Below are 17,263 nucleotides of genomic sequence, written 5' to 3' on the forward strand. Positions count from 1 at the left end.
TAGGGGCGGCGGGGGCGAAAAAACCGCTACCCCAGGTCGGACACCGGCACCCGGCGGAACTCGATCGTCTCGTACGGCCCCGACACACCCGTCTCGTACAGCAACCCCACCGTGCCCCGATCGACCTGCACCAGGTCGGAGTACGCCGCCGGCTCCGCCGACACCGTCAGCACCTTCGCGAAGGTCTCCCCGCCATCCTCACTCCGCCAGATCGCCATCACCCGCCGAGCGGTCGGCACGGACGGGCCCGAGAACAGCAACGGGGCGCGAAACCCGACGAGTTGGAGAACACTGCCCTGCACCACCGGCACATCGTCCAGCATGGACTGCACGGCGTACGGACGGTCGAGGGACTCACCACCGTCACCGGAGTACGTGTCCAGCCGGTTGCCGACACTCGTCCCGTTCTGGTCCCGGGCGCTGAAGTACAGCCTGCCGTCGGGGAGTTGGGCGGCCGCGGACTCATTGGCGTTGTCCACACCGTCGTAGGAGGAGTCGACGAAGCCCAGCCGCCAGGTCCGCCCGCCGTCGTCGCTGTAGATGGCGTGGGCGCCGTAGTACTTGGCCTCCTGGCCCGTGTCCTGCGAGCCGGCGGGCGGCGCGGCGGAGTGGTTGGCCGGGACGACCAGTCGGCCGGCGTGCGGGCCGCGGGTCAGCGCGACCGCGTGGCCCGGCCCCGTCGCGTACCAGCGCCAGCCCGCCGGCTTCACCTCGTCCGTGATGTCCCGCGGAGGCGTGAAGTGCCGCCCGTCGTCCCAGCTGTGCTGCACGAACACCCGGCGACCTTCCTCCGGAGTGACCTCGCCCCGCATTATCTGCGCCTCGGTGACGGCACCGCTGTTGTAGGAGGTGACGAGGACGACCGCGCCGGTGCGCGGGTCGACGACGGGGGCGGGGTTGCCCCGGGTGTCCCCGTTCCCGGCGGCCACCACGTGCAGCGGGCCCCAGGTGCAGCCCCCGTCGCCGGAGCGTCTGAGGACGACGTCGATGTGCCCGGTGTCCCCCGCACCGTTGTGCCGACCCTCGGCGAACGCGAGGACCGTGCCCCGGCGGGTGGTGACCGTCGCCGGGATGCGGTAGGTGTCGTAGCCCCCTTGGCCCGAGACGTAGGGGACGGAGGACGTGCAGGGGGCCGTCGCGGCGGAGGCGGGTGCTGTCACGGCGAGGGGTGCCAGGAGCACCGCGGCGACTACGAGAGTGCGGCTCAGGGTGGTCATCGATCTCCCTCACGGGCCGTCAGACGCTGACCTGTCCGTCACATCGTCCCCGGAGTCACCAGTCCCGACTCGTACGCCACCATCACCAGCTGTGCCCTGTCCCTCGCCCCCAGCTTCCCCATGATGCGGCTGACGTGGGTCTTCGCCGTCAGCGGGCTGAGGCCCAGCGTCTCCCCCACCTCGGTGTTGTTGAGCCCACGGGCGACGAGGGTCAGCACCTCCCGCTCGCGCTCCGACAGGCACTCGGGACCGCTGTCGGCCACCGGGACGGACGGGCTGCGCAGGAAGCGGGCGATCAGGCGTGCCGTCGGTCCCGGTGACAGCAGTGACTCTCCGGCGGCCACCGTGCGGATCGCGTCCAGGAGTTCGGCCGGTCGGGTGTCCTTCACCAGGAATCCGGAGGCCCCTGCCCGTAGCGCCTCCACGATGTTCTCGTCGGTGTCGTAAGTGGTGAGGACCAGGACCCGCACGCCCGCCAGGTCCTCGTCGGCAGCGATCAGACGCGTCGCCTCGATGCCGTCCAGGTCCGGCATACGGATGTCCATCACCACCAGGTCGGCACGCTCGCTGCGGGCCAGCGCCACGGCCTCCCGGCCGGTGCCCGCCTGCCCGACGACCTCCATGTCCCGCGCCGACTCGACGAGCATGGCGAACGCGGCCCGGACGAGGGTCTGATCGTCGGCCAGCAGTACTCGGATGGTCATCCGTTCTCGTCCCCCGTGGTCGTCAGCGGCAGTACGGCCGTCACCTCGAAACCGCCCTCCGCCCGCGGCCCGGCGTCGAGTGTGCCACCCACGCTGCGGGCCCGCTCCCGCATGCCGACGAGCCCGAAGCCGGGCGCCCGGCCGGGGGTGGGCCCGGTGCCGTCGTCGGTGACGGACAGGCGCAGGGCGCCTTCCTCCTCGTACAGGTCGACGTGTACGGCCGGTTCGGGGCCGGCGTGCCGTACCGCGTTGGTCAGCGCCTCCTGGACGATGCGGTAGGCGGCGGCGCCGACGGCGGGCGGGGCCTGCCCCACCCGTACCGTCTGCTCGACACGGGCGCCCGCGAGCCGTGCCGTCTCCGCCAGGTCGGGCAGTCCGTCGAGGCCGGGGAGCGGGCCGCGGCCGTCTGCGGAGTCGTTCTCGCGGAGCACCTCCAGCGTCGTACGCACCTCTCCCCGCGCCGTCCGGCAGGTCTCCGCGATGTCGTCCAGAGCCTTCGCCACCGTCTCTCTGTCCAGGCGTTCGGGGTCGGCGGCCAGGACGTGTGCGGCGACGGAGGTCTGGACGCCGATGAGGGTGATGGTGTGGGCGAGCAGGTCGTGCAGGTCGCGGGCGATGCGCAGACGTTCCTCGGCGACCCGGCGGCGGGCCTCCTCCTCGCGGGTGCGTTCGGCGCGCTCGGCGCGCTCGACGATCGCGGTCACGTACTGGCGGTAGTAACGGACGTCGACGCCGCAGAACAGCGTGGCGATCACCCAGCCGGAGACCCGGAGGAGTTCGAGGCCCTGGTGGTAGTCGACGGCGAACATCGCGGTCACCGTGACGCCGAGGACGGCGACGGCGGTCAGGACGGTCCGCAGGGGGCGGCCGGTGACGGCGACCGTGTACAGGGCGACGCAGGTGGCCGGGACGGGCGCGCCGTGGTTGTTGTCCAGCGCGTGGTACGGCGCGACGAGCAGCACCACCGCTGCCAGCACGAGCAGCGGGTGGCGCCGCCGCCAGACGATCGGCACGTAGGCGGCGAGCAGCAGTGTCCAGCCGAGCGCGTCGGGACGGTCGTGCGGGGCGGTGAACAGCGCCAGGCACACCCCCGCCACGGCCAGGACCGCGGCGAGGATCGCGTCGTTGCGGGTGCCGTGCGGGGCGGTGCGGGGGTCGCGGTTGACCACCGCCATGATCCGCTCGCCCCGGCGGGATCCCGTCACTGTCGTCTGCTGCACGGGGCTCAGCATCACACCGTCTCCGGCTGCCGTTCCACCCGCACCGGCTCCGGCACCCGCGACAGCCGCCCCGGCCACCACACCCGCCGCTTCAGCAGCACGCTGGCCGTCGTCACCAGGTACGTCCGTACGAGGAACGTGTCCAGCAGCACGCCCACCGCGATCACGAACCCGAGCTCGACCAGCCCCACCAGCGGCAGCGTGGTGAGCACGGCAAAGGTGGCGGCGAGTACGACACCCGCGGAGGCGATGACCCCGCCGGTGGTGCGCAGGGCGGTGAGCGCCGCCGCCTCGGGCTCGGCACCCGCGACGGACTCCTCGCGCATGCGGTGCATGAGGAAGATGCCGTAGTCGACGCCGAGGGCCACCAGGAAGACGAAGGACAACAGACCCAGCCCCGAGTCCGTGCCCGCGAAGCCCAGTACCGGCCCGAACACCAGCCCACCGATCCCGAGGGCCGCGCCCCACACCGCGACCACCGCGACGAGCAGCATCAGCGGCGCCACGAGGCTGCGCAGCAGTCCTACGAGGATCACGAACACGGCGGCGAGGACCAGCGGCACGACGACCTCGCGGTCCCGGGCCTGACCGTCGGTCAGGTCGAGCTGCTGGGCGCTGGGGCCGCCGACGTAGGTGCCGTAGGTGCCGTCGAGCCCCGCGCGCAGGGCCTCGATGGTGCGGGTCTCCCCCTTCGACTCCGGGGCCGCAGTGGCGTAGACGGAGATCTCCGTCCAGCCGGAGCCGGTGCGGCCGGCCGTCGCCTGGGCGACCCCGTCGGTCGTACGGGCCTTGGCCAGCGCGACGTCGGCCTTCCCGGTGGGGGCGATGACGGTGATCGGCTGGCTGCTGCGCCCGGGGTAGGCGCGGGCCAGGGTCTGGCTCGCGGAGATCGACTCGGGTTTCTCGGTGAAGGAGTCCTCCTGCTTGAGCGTGCCGGGCAGGTTGAGCGCGCCCAGCGCGAGCGCGCCGATGAGGACGGCACCGCCGACGAGCACGACGACCGGGCGGCGCGTGGCCGAGCTGCCCATCGCCGCGAACAACGACCGTCGCGCCTTGGGCTCGCTGCCGAACGCCGGGATCAGCGGCCAGAAGACGCGGCGGCCGAGGAGGACCAGCAGGGCGGGCAGCAGGGTGATCATCGCGGCGAGGGCGGCGAGCACACCCACCATGCCGACCGGGCCCATGCCGCTGCTGCTGTTGAGGTCGGCGGCGAGCAGACACAGCAGCCCGGCCGCGACGGTGCCTGAGGAGGCGAGGACCGCGGGACCGCAGCCCTTCAGCGCGGCGCGCATGGCGTCGTACGGCCGCTCGTGCCGCCGTAGCTCCTCGCGATAGCGGGAGACGATCAGCAGCGCGTAGTCGGTGCCCGCGCCGAGGACGAGGACCGTCATCACGCCGCCGCTCTGCCCGGTGACGGTGACGCCGAAGGCCTCGTGCAGGCCGTACGCGGCGGCCATCGCCATGCCCGCGGCGACCCCGGCGACGGCGAGGGGCACCAGCCACAGGAAGGGGCTGCGGTAGATGAGGATCAGCAGGGCGGTGACGACGGCGAGGGTGGCGTAGAGGAGGGTGCCGTCGATGGAGCCGAACACCTTGCTCATGTCGGCGTTCAGGGCGCCGGGCCCGCCGACCTCCACGCTCAGCCCCGAGCCGCCGTCGGCGATGCCACGCACGCCGTCGACGAAGGCGTCGCGCGCCTTGTCGTCCTGGCCCGGCCGGGTGCTGGAGACCGGGTACATGAGGGTGCTGCCGTCGCGGGACGGAACCGCCTTCGGAGTACCGGTGAGCTCGTACTCCGCCCCGACCTCGGCGACCTGCGCACCGGCCCGCTGCCTGTCGGCCGCGGTGAGGCCGCCGTCGCGGTGATAGACGAGCACCAGGTCGGTGGCCTCGCCGCCCGGCAACTTGTCCTGAATACAGGCCACTTGGGTGGAGTCGGCGCTGTCGGGCAGGTAGTCCACGGACCGGTTCTGCTGGATGTCGCCGAACTTCCCCGCGAACGGCCCGGCGAGCACGAGTGCCGCCAGCCACAGCCCGAGCACCACCCAGGGCACGGCACGCCGTCCCCGTGTTCCTGTCCTTGCGGCCCCCATGGACGGGCCTCCCTCCGGTCGGGATGTCTGGTTCGGTTCCAGACTCCCGGCGTGCGGGGGACGGTTCGTCGGGCGTGAGGGCGAGTTGAGGGGTACTGCCGGGGGTGGCCCGGCGGCGCCGTTACTCCCGCGGGAGTAACGGCGGGAGCAGCAGCCGGCTCAGGACGGTGTACGCGCCGCCGCCAGCAGCCTCGTCACGTCGTCCGAGCAGATGGTGAGGGCGGCGCCCACGGTGGACAGGACGTCGCGTTCGGCGGGGGTGTACGGGCCGTCGGCCAGGGCGATACGGGCGCCCTGCAGCAGGATCGATTCGCGGCCGACCGGAGCGAGGTGTGGGGCCAGCGGGTCCAGGGCCTCGTGCAGCTCTATGGCGAGTCCGGCGCCGCAGGACTGGCCGTAGACCCGGCCGGTGTCCGCGGCCAGCGCCTCGACGAGCGCGCCCAGCTGTTCCTCGGTGCAGTCGTCGAAGCCGGCCGCGCGGACCGTGCCGGCGGCGGCCTCCAGGGCTGTACGGGAACAGGTGCCGCCCGCGGCCAGCACCGCCAGGGTGACGGTGTGGACGGCGTCGCGGAGCATCGCCGAGAAGCGGGTGGTGGTGGGGTGGTCGAGGACGTCGGTGCCGAAGTGACGGCGGCAGGCGGCGCATTCCACGACCGGCGCGGTCTCGCCGCGCGGCAGCACGGGCACCCCGAGCAGGATGAAGCGGCGGTGGCCGGTCAGGCGCTGGTAGTTGCGGTCGCCCCCGCAGCCCGGGCAGAAGAACTCGCCGTCTCCCACGGGCGTCCACGCGGTGCGGGTACCCAGGAGGCGCGCAGGCCTGGCGGCTCGGCCGTTTCGTCCCCGTACTGGCAGCACGTCGCACCTCCTTAACACCGCGGCAACATCGTCGCGGTGTCCGTGATGTTAGCCACATCGGTAAGGCGTAGTCAGCACCCTGGACGAGACCTCTCCGTGACCTCCATGAACAGATGGCCGATAAACGACGGGGCCCTGACCGCCGTATACGACGGTCAGGGCCCCGAAATGCCCGGTCAGAGCCTGGTCAGAGGCCTCAGCGGGTCGCGCGGTTCACCGCGGAGACGACCGCCTTCAGCGACGCACGCGTCGTGTTCGCGTCGATGCCGATTCCCCACAGGACCTTGTCGTCGATCGCGCATTCGATGTAGGAAGCGGCCTGCGCGGAGGCGCCCTCGCTCATCGTGTGCTCCTGGTAGTCCAGCAGGCGGGCGTCCACGCCGACGGCGGCCAGGGCGTCGAAGAAGGCCGAGATCGGACCGTTGCCCGAACCGGTCAGGACGGTGTCCTCACCGTCGACCGTCGCCTCGACCCGCAGCGTGTCCACGCCGTCGGTGTCGGTCGTCGACTGGCCGTTGCGGACCTGGATGCGGCCCCACGGGTTCTCCGGGTTCGGCAGGTACTCGTCCTGGAAGACCGCCCAGATGTCGCCGCCGGTGACCTCGCCGCCCTCGGCGTCCGTCTTCGCCTGGATGATCTTCGAGAACTCGATCTGCATCCGTCGCGGCAGGTCCAGCTTGTGGTCGTTCTTCAGGACGTACGCGATACCGCCCTTGCCGGACTGCGAGTTGACGCGGATGACGGCCTCGTAGGAGCGGCCGACGTCCTTCGGGTCGATCGGCAGGTACGGGACCGCCCACTCGATGTCGTCGACCGTGACGCCCTTCGCCCTGGCGTCCGCCTCCATGGCGTCGAAGCCCTTCTTGATGGCGTCCTGGTGGGAGCCGGAGAAGGACGTGTAGACCAGGTCGCCCACGTACGGGTGGCGCGGGTGGACCTCCATCTGGTTGCAGTACTCCCACGTACGACGGATCTCGTCGATGTCGGAGAAGTCGATCTGCGGGTCGACGCCCTGGGAGAACAGGTTCATGCCCAGGGTGACCAGGTCGACATTGCCGGTGCGCTCGCCCTGGCCGAACAGGCAGCCCTCGACGCGGTCGGCGCCGGCCATCAGCGCCAGCTCGGCGGCGGCGACGGCGGTGCCGCGGTCGTTGTGCGGGTGGATCGACAGGACGACGTGCTCGCGGCGGGTCAGGTTGCGGCCCATCCACTCGAAGCGGTCGGCGTGCGTGGAGGGGGTCGAACGCTCAACGGTGGCAGGCAGGTTGAGGATGATCTCGCGGCCCGGGCCGGGCTGCCAGACGTCCATGACCGCCTCGCAGACCTCCAGCGCGAAGTCCAGCTCGGTGTCGGTGAAGATCTCGGGGCTGTACTGGTAGCCGAACTCCGTCTCCGGGCCCAGCAGCTTCTCGGCGTACTCCATGACCAGGCGCGTGCCGTCGACCGCGATCTGCTTGATGTCGTCCTTGGAACCGCGGAAGACGACCCGGCGGAAGACGGGCGCGGTGGCGTTGTACAGGTGGACGGTCGCCCGCTTGGCGCCCTTGATGGACTCCACGGTCCGCTCGATCAGGTCCTCGCGGGCCTGGGTCAGTACGGAGATGGTGACGTCGTCGGGGATCGCGCCCGGCTCTTCGATGATCGACCGTACGAAGTCGAAGTCCGTCTGCCCCGACGCCGGGAAGCCGACCTCGATCTCCTTGTAGCCCATCTTGACCAGCTGGTCGAACATCCGCCGCTTGCGCTCGGGCGACATCGGGTCGATCAGGGACTGGTTGCCGTCACGCAGGTCGGTGGAGAGCCAGCGGGGCGCGGAGGTGATCCGCTGCTCGGGCCAGGAGCGGTCGGAAATCGCGACCTGCTCGTACTGGCCGTACTTGTGGATCGGCATGGTGCTGGGCTGCTGGCGGTTCGCCATGATGACTCGGGCTCCTCAGGATGTCCGGAAGGACGGCCGACGACGCAACGCCAAGCTCCGCGGGGAGGGAGTCGACCTGGACTACAGGCCCTCGCCGCGGCAGCTAAGAAGAAGCAGCCCGAAACGCATGATGCGAAGCATGCTAGCCGAGCCCCTTCGGATGCGGGGCGCCGTATCAGTATGCGGGACCGGGGGATGAATGGGACAAAAAGTGTGCCATACCACTCCGTCACGGAGAGTGCGCCCCGCTGTCCCGATATTTCATCAATCATGGTTGCGGGTAGTGACACGGGCATAACTCAGTGCAAGTGTGCCGGGCATGACGAAGACCAACGGGGGCTTCGAGCCCGTCTTCTGCACCGTCGTGCCACCTCACGTCCTCGACAAGCTGGCCCAGCACGAGGACCCCGCGCTGGCGAATCCCGCGCGCAAGACCCTGGAGCGCGACGCCTACGAGCGCACCCACCGGCGCCTGACCACGGTCATCGGCGCCCCGACCGTCGCCCCGCCCGCCGGAGCGGAGGCCGACAAGCCGCACCGCACGATCTACGACGCCCGCCACCACACGGACCTGCCGGGGAGGAAGGTCCGCGCCGAGGGCTCGGACCCCGGCAAGGACGCCACCGTCAACCGTGCCTACGCGGGCCTCGGCGCCACCTTCGAGCTGTATCTGAAGGCCTACGAGCGCTACTCGATCGACGGCAACGGCCTCCCGCTCAACGCGAGCGTCCACTACGACAAGGACTACAACAACGCCTTCTGGAACGGCGAGCAGATGGTGTTCGGCGACGGTGACGGCGAGATCTTCCTCGACTTCACCATCCCGATCGACGTGATCGGCCACGAACTCACCCACGGCGTCACGCAGTACACGGCGAACCTGACCTACTTCGGCCAGCCCGGCGCACTCAACGAGTCCCTGTCCGACGTCTTCGGCTCGCTCATCAAGCAGTACACGCTCGGCCAGACCGCCGCCGAGGCCGACTGGCTGATCGGCGCCGGGCTGCTCGCCCCGCGCGTCACCGGCAAGGCGCTGCGCTCCATGAAGGAGCCGGGCACGGCGTACGACGACGACGTCCTCGGCAAGGACCCGCAGCCGGCGACCATGGACGGCTTCGTCCGCACCGGCCGCGACAACGGCGGTGTGCACATCAACTCCGGCATCCCCAACCACGCCTTCTACCTGGTCGCCAGCGCGCTGGGCGGCCACGCCTGGGAGAAGGCCGGGCAGATCTGGTACGACGTCCTGACCGGCGGCGCGCTCAAGAAGGACGCCCTGTTCGCGGACTTCGCGGCGCTCACGGTCGCGGCGGCCAAGGCCCGCTTCAACGAGGGCGAGGAGCTGCAGTCGGTCCTCAAGGCCTGGGAGCAGGTCGGGGTACCGACCAGCTCGTAGGACCGGCGGTTTCGTACTAGACAGGACCCATGCGTATTCGAGTGCGGCGCACGGGCGGTTTCGCGGGCATCGAGCGGCAGGCCGAGGTGGACACCTCGGGGCGGCCCGATGCCCACGAGTGGCAGGCCCTGGCCGAGCAGGCGGTCGCCGGCGGCCGGGGCAGGCCGTCCGTCGGGGTTCCCGACGGGTTCAACTACGAGATCACGGTGGACGGAAGGACGGTGTACGCGGCCGACCCCCGGCTCACCGAGGAGCAGCGGAAGCTGATCTCCAGAGTGCTGAAGGAAGGGGCGTAGGCCCGTAACAGGTCGTTCACGCACGGGCGTTGACTTCCTTACTGGTGGGTAAGGATGATCCGCGCATGACGAACCCGATACCTCAGTTCCCGGCCGGCTTCCTGTGGGGTGTCTCCACCTCGGCCCACCAGATCGAGGGCGCCGTCGACGAGCGCGAGCCGTCCGTGTGGGACGCCTTCACGGCCGAGCCGGGACGGGTGAAGGACGGCTCGACCGCGGCGGTGGCCTGCGACCACTACCACCGCTACCGCGAGGACGTGGCCCTTCTGGCCGACCTCGGCGTGGACGCGTACCGCTTCTCGATCTCCTGGCCGAGGGTGAACGCGCCGAACGGCCTCGACTTCTACGACCGCCTCGTCGACGAGCTGTCCGAGGCGGGCGTACGACCGGCACCGACCCTCTTCCACTGGGACCTCCCCGCGGGCATGGACTGGCTGGAGCGGGACACGGCGGCGCGCTTCGCGGAGTACGTGTCGGTGGTGGCCGAGCGGCTCGGCGACCGCGTACAGAAGTGGATCACCATCAACGAGCCCGCGGAACACACCTTGCTGGGGCATGCCCTGGGCGCGCACGCGCCCGGAAAGCAGCTGCTCTTCGACGCACTGCCGGTGGCCCACCACCAGCTGCTGGCCCACGGTCTGGCCGTACGGGCCCTGCGCGCGTCCGGCGCCACGGACATCGGGATCGCCAACTCGCACGGGCCGGTCTGGCCGGCGTCCGAGGAGAGCGCGGACGTGGAGGCGGCGGGGTTCTACGACCTGCTGCTGAACCGCCTGTTCGCCGACCCGCTGCTGCTCGGCCAATACCCGGAGGGCATCGGCGAGTTGATGCCGGGCGACGTCGAGTCCGACCTGAAGGTCATCGCGGAACCGATCGACTGGTACGGCATCAACTACTACGCGCCGACCCGGGTGGGCGCCCCGCAGGGCGAGGACATCGAGTTCGGCGGGCTGACCATCCCGGCCGAACTCCCCTTCTCGGTAAGGCAGATCGAGGGCGTACCGGTGACGGACTTCGGCTGGCCCGTGGTTCCCGAGGGCCTGACCGAGCTGCTCACCGGCTTCCGCGACCGGTACGGCGACCGCCTCCCGCCTGTCGTCATCACCGAGAACGGCTGCTCGTACCCGGGCATCGACGACCAGGACCGGATCGCCTACCTCGACGGCCATCTCCGGGCCCTGCACCGGGCGTTGGAGGCGGGCGTGGACGTGCGCGGGTACTTCGTGTGGTCGCTGCTGGACAACTTCGAGTGGGCGGAGGGCTACGAGCGCCGGTTCGGGCTGGTGCACGTCGACTTCGAGACGCAGAAGAGGACGCCGAAGGCCTCGTACGGCTGGTTCCGGGATGTGCTGCGGGCGCAGAGATGACCGCCACCCGGCCCGCGGATGCGCTGGCCGAGCCCGTCGAACGCGTCGGCCGCGGCTGGACGGCCTCCCTCTCGCTCGCCAACGGTGCCATCTGGGTGGGCTGGTACGGCCCCCTGCAGATCCTGCTGGCCTCCCAGGCGAAGGACTTCGCGCCGGGCTCCGGCATGTCCAAGGAGACGATGCTGGCGTGGGTGACGGGGGCCGGTGCCGCGGTGTCCCTGGTTGCCAACCCGTTGTTCGGCGCGCTGTCGGACCGCACGACGGCGCGCCGGGGCCGCCGTACGCCGTGGATCGTGGCCGGGGCGGCGGGCGGCGCGCTGTCGTTGCTGCTGCTCGCCGGCGCGGGCGGTGTGTGGACGATGGCGGCGGGCTGGTGCCTGGTCCAGCTGACGCTGAACGCGGCGTTCGCGGCGGTGACGGCGGCGGTGCCGGACCGGGTGCCGCGGCTCCAACGGGGCTCGGTGGGCGGCTGGTTGGGGGCCGCGCAGATCCTCGGCGTGGTCGGCGGGACCGGGCTCGCGACGGTGGCCGGGGGCCTCGGGGCCGGGTATGCGGCATGCGCCGTGTTCACGGTGGTGGGCGTTCTGCCGTACGTCCTGCGGTACGAGGACCTGCGGCTGGCAGCGGCGGACCGTCCGGCGTGGTCGTGGCGGACCTTCGTCGCCGGGTTCTGGCTGAGTCCGCGCCGGTATCCGGACCTGGGCTGGGCCTGGCTGACCCGCTTCCTGATCAACCTCAGCAACGCGCTCGTGCTGCTGTACCTGCTCTATTACCTGCGGGACCGCCTGCACTACGCCGATCCCGACGAGGGCGTACTGATCCTGACGGCCGTGAACGGGGTGACGCTGCTCGCCACGGTCGTCGTGGGCGGGGTCTGGTCGGACCGGCTGGGGCGCCGCAAACCGTTCGTGATCTGGTCGGGCGTGCTGATGGCAGTGGCGACGGCGGGCCTCGCGGGGTGGCAGACATGGCCCGGGGCGATCGTCGCGGCGGCGGTGCTGGGCGTCGGCTTCGGGGTGTTCACCTCGGTCGACTTCGCGCTGATGACGGACGTGCTACCGAAGGCGCTGGACCGCGGCAAGGACCTGGGGGTCATCAACGTGGCCAATGCCCTGCCCCAGGTGGCCGCCCCCGCCCTCGCCGCGCCGATCGTGACGTATCTCGGCGGCTACCGGGTGCTGTATCTGGTGGCGGCCGTGATCGGGTTGGCGGGGGCGGTGCTGGTGGGGCGGATCAAGGGCGTCGACTAGCTCATCACAGCGCGCCTGCGTCCCGGGCCGCGTAGACCGACGGATACAACGGCCGGTAGCCCAGCTCGCGGCGGATGCGCTCGGTGGACATGATCACGAGCCAGGGGTCGGGGTCCGTGCGGTCCTGGAGTGCGGCGGGGACCTCGACTCCGTTGAGCTGGTGCAGTTCGACCGCCGTGACGGGGGCGTCGTCGGCGATGTTGTAGATCCGGCCGGCGATGCCCGGTGCGTGCAGGATGCGCAGCAGGCCCTGGGCGACGTCCGCATGGTGTCCCATGTGCAGCCGCTGGGTCGCCGCCCAGTTCCCGGCCCACATCAGGGACTGGGCGAGATGCGGATCGCCCTCGCCGTAGACGAAGGGGAGCCGGCCGACGCGTACGTCCATGCCCTCCAGGGCGAGCAGTTCGCGCTCGGCCTCGGCCTTGGACTCGGGGTAGGCCCCCCACATCGCCCCGCCGGGCCGGCTCTCGTCGTCCTCGGTAACCGGGCGCCCCCGCCCGGTGCCGTACACCAGCCCCGTGCTGACCTGCACGAAGCGCTGTACGCCGGAAGCGAGCGCGGCGCGGCCCAGTTCGACGGCCGCGTCCCGGTTGACGGCACGGGCCTCCTCGTCCGGCACGCCGCGGAAGGCCGCCGCGACGTTCACGACCGCGTCCACCCCGGCCACCGCCTTGCCGAGCGCCTCGGTGTCCCGCAGATCCCCGACGACGACCTCGGCGCCCAACTCGGCGAACCGCTCCCCACGGGCCTCGTCACGCACGAGCACCCGCACCTTCTCCCCCGCCCTGGCCTGTGCCAGCAGCCTCGGCACGAAGCGCCGTCCGACCTGCCCCGTCGTACCGGTCACCAATGTCAGCATGTTCTGCTCCTCTCGTCCCGACCCAGCTTTCAACGGGTCTTCCGGCACCGGGAGAGACCTCCCGATCAGGGGATCGACAGTCCCTGGATAAGCCGGACGGACTCCCGCACGCTGGAGAGGTGAACCGAGCCGAACTCGCCGACTTCCTGCGCCGCGGCCGCGCCCGCCTCGACCCGTCCGACGTGGGGCTGGCACCGGGCGCCCGCCGCCGCACGCCGGGCCTGCGCCGCGAGGAGGTGGCACAGCTGGCCGGCATGTCGGTCGACTACTACACCCGCCTGGAACAGTCCCGGGGCCCGCGCCCGTCCCGTCAGATGCTCACGGCACTGGCCCGCGCGCTGCGGCTGACGGACGACGAGCGGGACCATCTGTTCCACCTGGCGGGCGAGGAGCCCCCACGGCGTGGAGCGCCCGGCGCACATGTCCGCCCGGGCCTCCTCCTGGTCCTGGACCGGCTGCACGACACACCGGCGATGGTGGTGAGCGACTGCGGTGAGGTACTGGCGCAGAACGCGATGGCGCGGGCGCTGAGCGGCGACGCGTTCGCCCGCCCGCCGCGCGAGCGCAATATGCTCCGCCGCTTCTTCCTGGACCCGACGGCACGGAAACTGTTCCCGCCTCAGGACGTGGCGGAGCACGCCCGAGCCCACGTGGCCAACCTGCGGGCGGTGGCCGCAGCGCGCCCCGACGACCCGGAACCGGCCGCACTCGTGGCCGAACTACGGGCGGGGAGCGAGGAGTTCGAGCGGCTGTGGGCCGAGCACGAGGTGGCGGTGCGCCGCCGGTCGACGAAACGCTTCCAGCACCCTCTGGTGGGTCTCCTGGAGCTGGACTGCGAGATCCTCCTGAACGAGGACGACCACCACCAGCTCGTCATCCACACGGCCCGCCCGGGCACGGAGTCGTACGAACGCCTGCAGTTGCTGCGGGTGGTGGGCCTGCAGGACATGTCCCCCACCGCGGCGGGCCGCGACTCCTGACGAGTGGTTCTCGCCCCCGCCGCCCCTACCCGTCCCGTCCCGGGGGCCAGCCCCCGGACCCCCGCTCCTCAAACGCCGGAGGGGCTGAATTTTCGCCGACCGGGCCTGATCTTTTTCGCCGGCCGGGGCTTGCTCTTTCAGCCCGTCCGGCGTTTGAGGACGAGGCCGTTCAGGCCGAAGCGGGGGTCTGGGGGCGGCAGCCCCCAGGGACGGGACGGGTAGGGGCGGCGGGGGCGAGGAAAGGCTCAGAAGCCCAGCTTGCGGAGTTGCCTCGGATCCCGCTGCCAGTCCTTGGCGACCTTCACATGGAGGTCCAGGAACACTGGAGTGCCCAGCAGCGCCTCGATCTGCTTCCGCGACTTGATCCCGACCTCCTTCAGACGCTTGCCCTTCGGGCCGATGATGATGCCCTTCTGGCTGGGCCGCTCGATGTAGACGAAGGCATGGATGTCGAGAAGGGGCTTGTCGGCGGGGCGATCCTCGCGGGGCAGCATCTCCTCCACCACAACCGCGATGGAGTGCGGAAGCTCGTCGCGCACACCCTCCAGCGCGGCCTCACGGATCAGCTCCGCGATCATGACCTGCTCGGGCTCGTCGGTGAGATCACCCTCGGGGTAGAGAGCGGGCCCCTCCGGGAGAAGCGGGACGATCAGGTCGGCCAGCAGGTCCACCTGCTGGTCACCGACCGCCGACACCGGCACGATCTCCGCCCACTCGAAGCCCAGCTCCTTGCCGAGCTGGTCGATAGCGATGAGCTGCTCGGCAAGCGTCTTGCTGTCCACCAGGTCGGTCTTGGTGACGATCGCGATCTTCGGCGTCTTCTTGATCGACGCCAGCTCCTTCGCGATGAAACGGTCACCGGGACCGAGCTTCTCGTTCGCGGGCAGACAGAACCCGATCACGTCGACCTCGGCCCAGGTCGTTCGTACGACGTCGTTGAGCCGCTCGCCCAGCAGCGTGCGCGGCTTGTGCAGCCCAGGGGTGTCGACCAGGATCAGCTGGGCGTCCTCCCGGTGCACGATGCCCCGTACCGTGTGCCGCGTCGTCTGCGGCTGGTTCGCGGTGATCGCCACCTTCTGGCCGACCAGAGCGTTCGTGAGGGTGGACTTGCCCGCGTTGGGACGGCCCACGAAGCAGGCGAAGCCGGCGCGGTGGGGTGCCGACGACGCCGACGGCTCGGATGACTGACTACGAACGCTCATGGCGCCCATTCTCCCTGATCCACAGAGCCCCGCCGTACAGCCGAGCGATCACCGAGCGATCGCTGTCCGCCCTGTGAGATTCAGGAAACCTCCACGCAACGAAACATCACGGAAACACACCCGTGCACAACCGGAAACGCAAGGCGGTGAGCCTCTGACGAGCCCCCACCTCGATGGAGACGACGTGACCCTCGCCGCAGCGCAGATCAACGCGGGTGACACCGCCTGGCTGCTCGCCGCCACCGCCCTCGTCCTGCTGATGACCCCGGGCCTGGCCCTCTTCTACGGCGGCATGGTCCGCACGAAGAGCGTCCTCAACATGCTGATGATGAGCTTCGTGTCGATCGCCCTGGTCACGGTGGTGTGGCTGGCGTGCGGCTACTCCCTCGCGTTCGGCGACGACATCGGCGGCGGGCTCATCGGCGGGCTGCAGCACGCCGGCATGGCGGGCCTCGGCCCGGACAGCGTGCAGGGCACCGTCCCCACTCTTCTCTTCGCCACCTTCCAGCTCACCTTCGCGATCATCACGGCGGCGCTCATCAGCGGCGCGATCGCGGACCGGGTGAAGTTCGGGGCCTGGCTGCTCTTCGTCCCCGTCTGGGCGCTGCTCGTATACGTTCCCGTCACCCACTGGGTGTGGGGCCCGGGTGGCTGGATCGCGAACCGTCTCGGCGCCCTCGACTTCGCGGGCGGACTCCCGGTGGAAATCACCTCCGGCGCCTCGGGCCTGGCCCTCTGTCTGGTGCTCGGCCCGCGGCTCGGCTTCAAGAAGGACGCGATGCGTCCGCACAACCTGCCCATGGTGATGCTGGGCGCCGGCCTGCTCTGGTTCGGCTGGTTCGGCTTCAACGCGGGCTCGGCCCTCGGGGCCAACGGACTGGCCGCCGCCGCCTTCCTCAACACCCTCGCCGCCGGCTGCACCGGCCTGCTCGGCTGGCTCTTCGTCGAGCAGAAGCGCGACGGACATCCGACGACCCTGGGCGCGGCCTCCGGCGCGGTCGCCGGTCTGGTCGCGATCACGCCGTCCTGCGGCTCGGTCTCCCTCCTCGGCGCCCTGGTCGTCGGCCTCGCCGCCGGAGTGGTCTGCTCGTACGCCGTGAGCTGGAAGTTCAGGCTCAACTACGACGACTCGCTCGACGTCGTCGGCGTCCACCTGGTCGGCGGCATCATCGGCACCCTCCTCATCGGCGTCTTCGCACAGAAGGCGATGACCGGTGGCACCGAAGGCCTTCTCTACGGCGGCGGGCTCGCCCAGCTCGGCAAGCAGCTGGTGGCCGTGGTCGCCGTAGCCGCGTACGCCTTCCTCGCCACGTACGGCATCGGCAAGCTGATCGACAGGGCGATGGGCCTGCGCGCGAGCGAGGAGCAGGAGCAGACCGGCCTGGACCTTACGGTGCACGCCGAGACCGCATACGATCACGGCGTCCTGGGCCACGGCGCCCCGGTCAGCTCGTCCGTCGTCCCCTCCGCGCAGAAGGTCAAGAGCCAGGCATGAAGCTCATCACCGCGATCGTCAAGCCCTACCGCCTCGACGAGGTGAAGACCGCCCTCCAGGAGCTGGGCGTGCAGGGCCTGACCGTGACCGAGGCCAGCGGGTACGGCCGGCAGCGCGGCCACACCGAGGTGTACCGCGGCGCCGAGTACCAGGTCGACCTCGTGCCCAAGGTCCGCATAGAGGTCGTCGTCGACGACGCCGACTCGGACGCCGTCATCGACGCGATCGTCAAGGCCGCACAGACGGGGAAGATCGGGGACGGGAAGGTGTGGGCCCTTCCGGTCGAGACGGTCGTACGGGTTCGGACGGGCGAGCGCGGCCCCGACGCGCTCTGATCACGAGCATGGCCCCTACGACCGCCACGGCCGCCCCGACCTAGCTGATGGACCGTCAGTTTCACAGGTTCGCGAA

15 protein-coding genes are annotated in these 17,263 nt (G+C 70.8%); 7 read left to right on the forward strand and 8 right to left on the reverse strand.

All coding sequences use genetic code 11. The features are described from left to right. Positions 1 to 26: 26 nt before the first annotated feature. The 6 genes from ACFY10_RS04645 to leuA all read right to left on the reverse strand — a co-directional run bounded on the left by ACFY10_RS04645 (position 27) and on the right by leuA (position 8,007). A complete protein-coding gene (locus ACFY10_RS04645) occupies positions 27 to 1,217 on the reverse strand; it encodes an exo-alpha-sialidase (RefSeq protein ID WP_390663573.1) in 1,191 nt (396 codons plus the stop codon). 38 nt (positions 1,218 to 1,255) lie between these two features. Further along, entirely contained in the window at positions 1,256 to 1,921 is a 666-nt protein-coding gene (locus ACFY10_RS04650; RefSeq protein WP_390663574.1) for a response regulator, read from the reverse strand. Next, on the reverse strand, positions 1,918 to 3,153 hold the full coding sequence (locus ACFY10_RS04655; protein WP_390663575.1) for a sensor histidine kinase: 1,236 nt from the start codon (positions 3,151 to 3,153) through the stop codon (positions 1,918 to 1,920). The genes ACFY10_RS04650 and ACFY10_RS04655 overlap by 4 nt, the downstream gene beginning before the upstream one ends. After that, a complete protein-coding gene (locus tag ACFY10_RS04660; RefSeq protein ID WP_390663576.1) occupies positions 3,153 to 5,234 on the reverse strand; it encodes an MMPL family transporter in 2,082 nt (693 codons plus the stop codon). The genes ACFY10_RS04655 and ACFY10_RS04660 overlap by 1 nt, the downstream gene beginning before the upstream one ends. Positions 5,235 to 5,393: 159 nt before the next feature. Next, positions 5,394 to 6,089, reverse strand: coding sequence for a TerB family tellurite resistance protein (locus ACFY10_RS04665; protein ID WP_390663577.1), 696 nt, complete (start codon positions 6,087 to 6,089; stop codon positions 5,394 to 5,396). A 196-nt stretch (positions 6,090 to 6,285) separates the two neighbouring features. Next, positions 6,286 to 8,007 carry a 2-isopropylmalate synthase gene (leuA, locus tag ACFY10_RS04670; protein ID WP_390663578.1) on the reverse strand — a complete coding sequence of 574 codons (1,722 nt, stop codon included), beginning with the start codon at positions 8,005 to 8,007 and terminating at the stop codon, positions 6,286 to 6,288. 319 nt (positions 8,008 to 8,326) lie between these two features. Between leuA and ACFY10_RS04675 the strand changes: the two genes are divergently transcribed. The 4 genes from ACFY10_RS04675 (at position 8,327) to ACFY10_RS04690 (ending at position 12,316) form a co-directional block, all read left to right on the forward strand. Further along, positions 8,327 to 9,403: a M4 family metallopeptidase gene (locus ACFY10_RS04675; RefSeq protein ID WP_390663579.1), complete on the forward strand. Its 1,077-nt coding sequence runs from the start codon at positions 8,327 to 8,329 to the stop codon at positions 9,401 to 9,403. Positions 9,404 to 9,432: 29 nt separating this feature from the next. Continuing rightward, positions 9,433 to 9,699: a protealysin inhibitor emfourin gene (locus ACFY10_RS04680; protein WP_390663580.1), complete on the forward strand. Its 267-nt coding sequence runs from the start codon at positions 9,433 to 9,435 to the stop codon at positions 9,697 to 9,699. A 65-nt stretch (positions 9,700 to 9,764) separates the two neighbouring features. After that, complete coding sequence (locus ACFY10_RS04685; protein WP_390663581.1) at positions 9,765 to 11,066, forward strand: GH1 family beta-glucosidase; 1,302 nt, start codon at positions 9,765 to 9,767, stop codon at positions 11,064 to 11,066. After that, positions 11,063 to 12,316 carry an MFS transporter gene (locus tag ACFY10_RS04690; protein WP_390663582.1) on the forward strand — a complete coding sequence of 418 codons (1,254 nt, stop codon included), beginning with the start codon at positions 11,063 to 11,065 and terminating at the stop codon, positions 12,314 to 12,316. Before ACFY10_RS04685 ends, ACFY10_RS04690 begins: the two co-directional genes overlap by 4 nt. Positions 12,317 to 12,320: 4 nt before the next feature. Here ACFY10_RS04690 and ACFY10_RS04695 read toward each other — a convergent pair whose 3' ends face one another. Next, positions 12,321 to 13,175, reverse strand: a complete 855-nt coding sequence (locus ACFY10_RS04695; protein ID WP_390663583.1) for an NAD-dependent epimerase/dehydratase family protein — start codon at positions 13,173 to 13,175, stop codon at positions 12,321 to 12,323. Positions 13,176 to 13,294: 119 nt separating this feature from the next. Here ACFY10_RS04695 and ACFY10_RS04700 point away from each other — a divergent pair, with 119 nt between their 5' ends. Further along, complete coding sequence (locus tag ACFY10_RS04700) at positions 13,295 to 14,155, forward strand: helix-turn-helix transcriptional regulator (protein ID WP_390663584.1); 861 nt, start codon at positions 13,295 to 13,297, stop codon at positions 14,153 to 14,155. 245 nt (positions 14,156 to 14,400) lie between these two features. Here ACFY10_RS04700 and era read toward each other — a convergent pair whose 3' ends face one another. Continuing rightward, positions 14,401 to 15,366: a GTPase Era gene (era, locus tag ACFY10_RS04705; RefSeq protein WP_390663585.1), complete on the reverse strand. Its 966-nt coding sequence runs from the start codon at positions 15,364 to 15,366 to the stop codon at positions 14,401 to 14,403. A 175-nt stretch (positions 15,367 to 15,541) separates the two neighbouring features. Between era and ACFY10_RS04710 the strand changes: the two genes are divergently transcribed. Both ACFY10_RS04710 and ACFY10_RS04715 read left to right on the forward strand, forming a co-directional pair. Further along, positions 15,542 to 16,852 carry an ammonium transporter gene (locus ACFY10_RS04710; protein WP_390663586.1) on the forward strand — a complete coding sequence of 437 codons (1,311 nt, stop codon included), beginning with the start codon at positions 15,542 to 15,544 and terminating at the stop codon, positions 16,850 to 16,852. After that, positions 16,849 to 17,187 (forward strand): P-II family nitrogen regulator, encoded by a 339-nt coding sequence (locus ACFY10_RS04715; RefSeq protein ID WP_390663587.1) that lies wholly within the window; start codon positions 16,849 to 16,851, stop codon positions 17,185 to 17,187. Before ACFY10_RS04710 ends, ACFY10_RS04715 begins: the two co-directional genes overlap by 4 nt. The last annotated feature ends 76 nt before the right edge of the window (positions 17,188 to 17,263 follow it).

This window comes from Streptomyces sp. NPDC001401, from assembly GCF_042895385.1.
GTDB lineage: Bacteria > Actinomycetota > Actinomycetes > Streptomycetales > Streptomycetaceae > Streptomyces.

Coding starts and splice junctions, on each gene's coding strand:
- ACFY10_RS04645 (WP_390663573.1), bottom strand. CDS start 1,217: ATGACCACCCTGAGCCGCACTCTCGTAGTCGCCGCGGTGCTCCTGGCA.
- ACFY10_RS04650 (WP_390663574.1), bottom strand. CDS start 1,921: ATGACCATCCGAGTACTGCTGGCCGACGATCAGACCCTCGTCCGGGCC.
- ACFY10_RS04655 (WP_390663575.1), bottom strand. CDS start 3,153: ATGCTGAGCCCCGTGCAGCAGACGACAGTGACGGGATCCCGCCGGGGC.
- ACFY10_RS04660 (WP_390663576.1), bottom strand. CDS start 5,234: ATGGGGGCCGCAAGGACAGGAACACGGGGACGGCGTGCCGTGCCCTGG.
- leuA (WP_390663578.1), bottom strand. CDS start 8,007: ATGGCGAACCGCCAGCAGCCCAGCACCATGCCGATCCACAAGTACGGC.
- ACFY10_RS04675 (WP_390663579.1), top strand. CDS start 8,327: ATGACGAAGACCAACGGGGGCTTCGAGCCCGTCTTCTGCACCGTCGTG.
- ACFY10_RS04680 (WP_390663580.1), top strand. CDS start 9,433: ATGCGTATTCGAGTGCGGCGCACGGGCGGTTTCGCGGGCATCGAGCGG.
- ACFY10_RS04685 (WP_390663581.1), top strand. CDS start 9,765: ATGACGAACCCGATACCTCAGTTCCCGGCCGGCTTCCTGTGGGGTGTC.
- ACFY10_RS04690 (WP_390663582.1), top strand. CDS start 11,063: ATGACCGCCACCCGGCCCGCGGATGCGCTGGCCGAGCCCGTCGAACGC.
- ACFY10_RS04695 (WP_390663583.1), bottom strand. CDS start 13,175: ATGCTGACATTGGTGACCGGTACGACGGGGCAGGTCGGACGGCGCTTC.
- era (WP_390663585.1), bottom strand. CDS start 15,366: ATGGGCGCCATGAGCGTTCGTAGTCAGTCATCCGAGCCGTCGGCGTCG.
- ACFY10_RS04715 (WP_390663587.1), top strand. CDS start 16,849: ATGAAGCTCATCACCGCGATCGTCAAGCCCTACCGCCTCGACGAGGTG.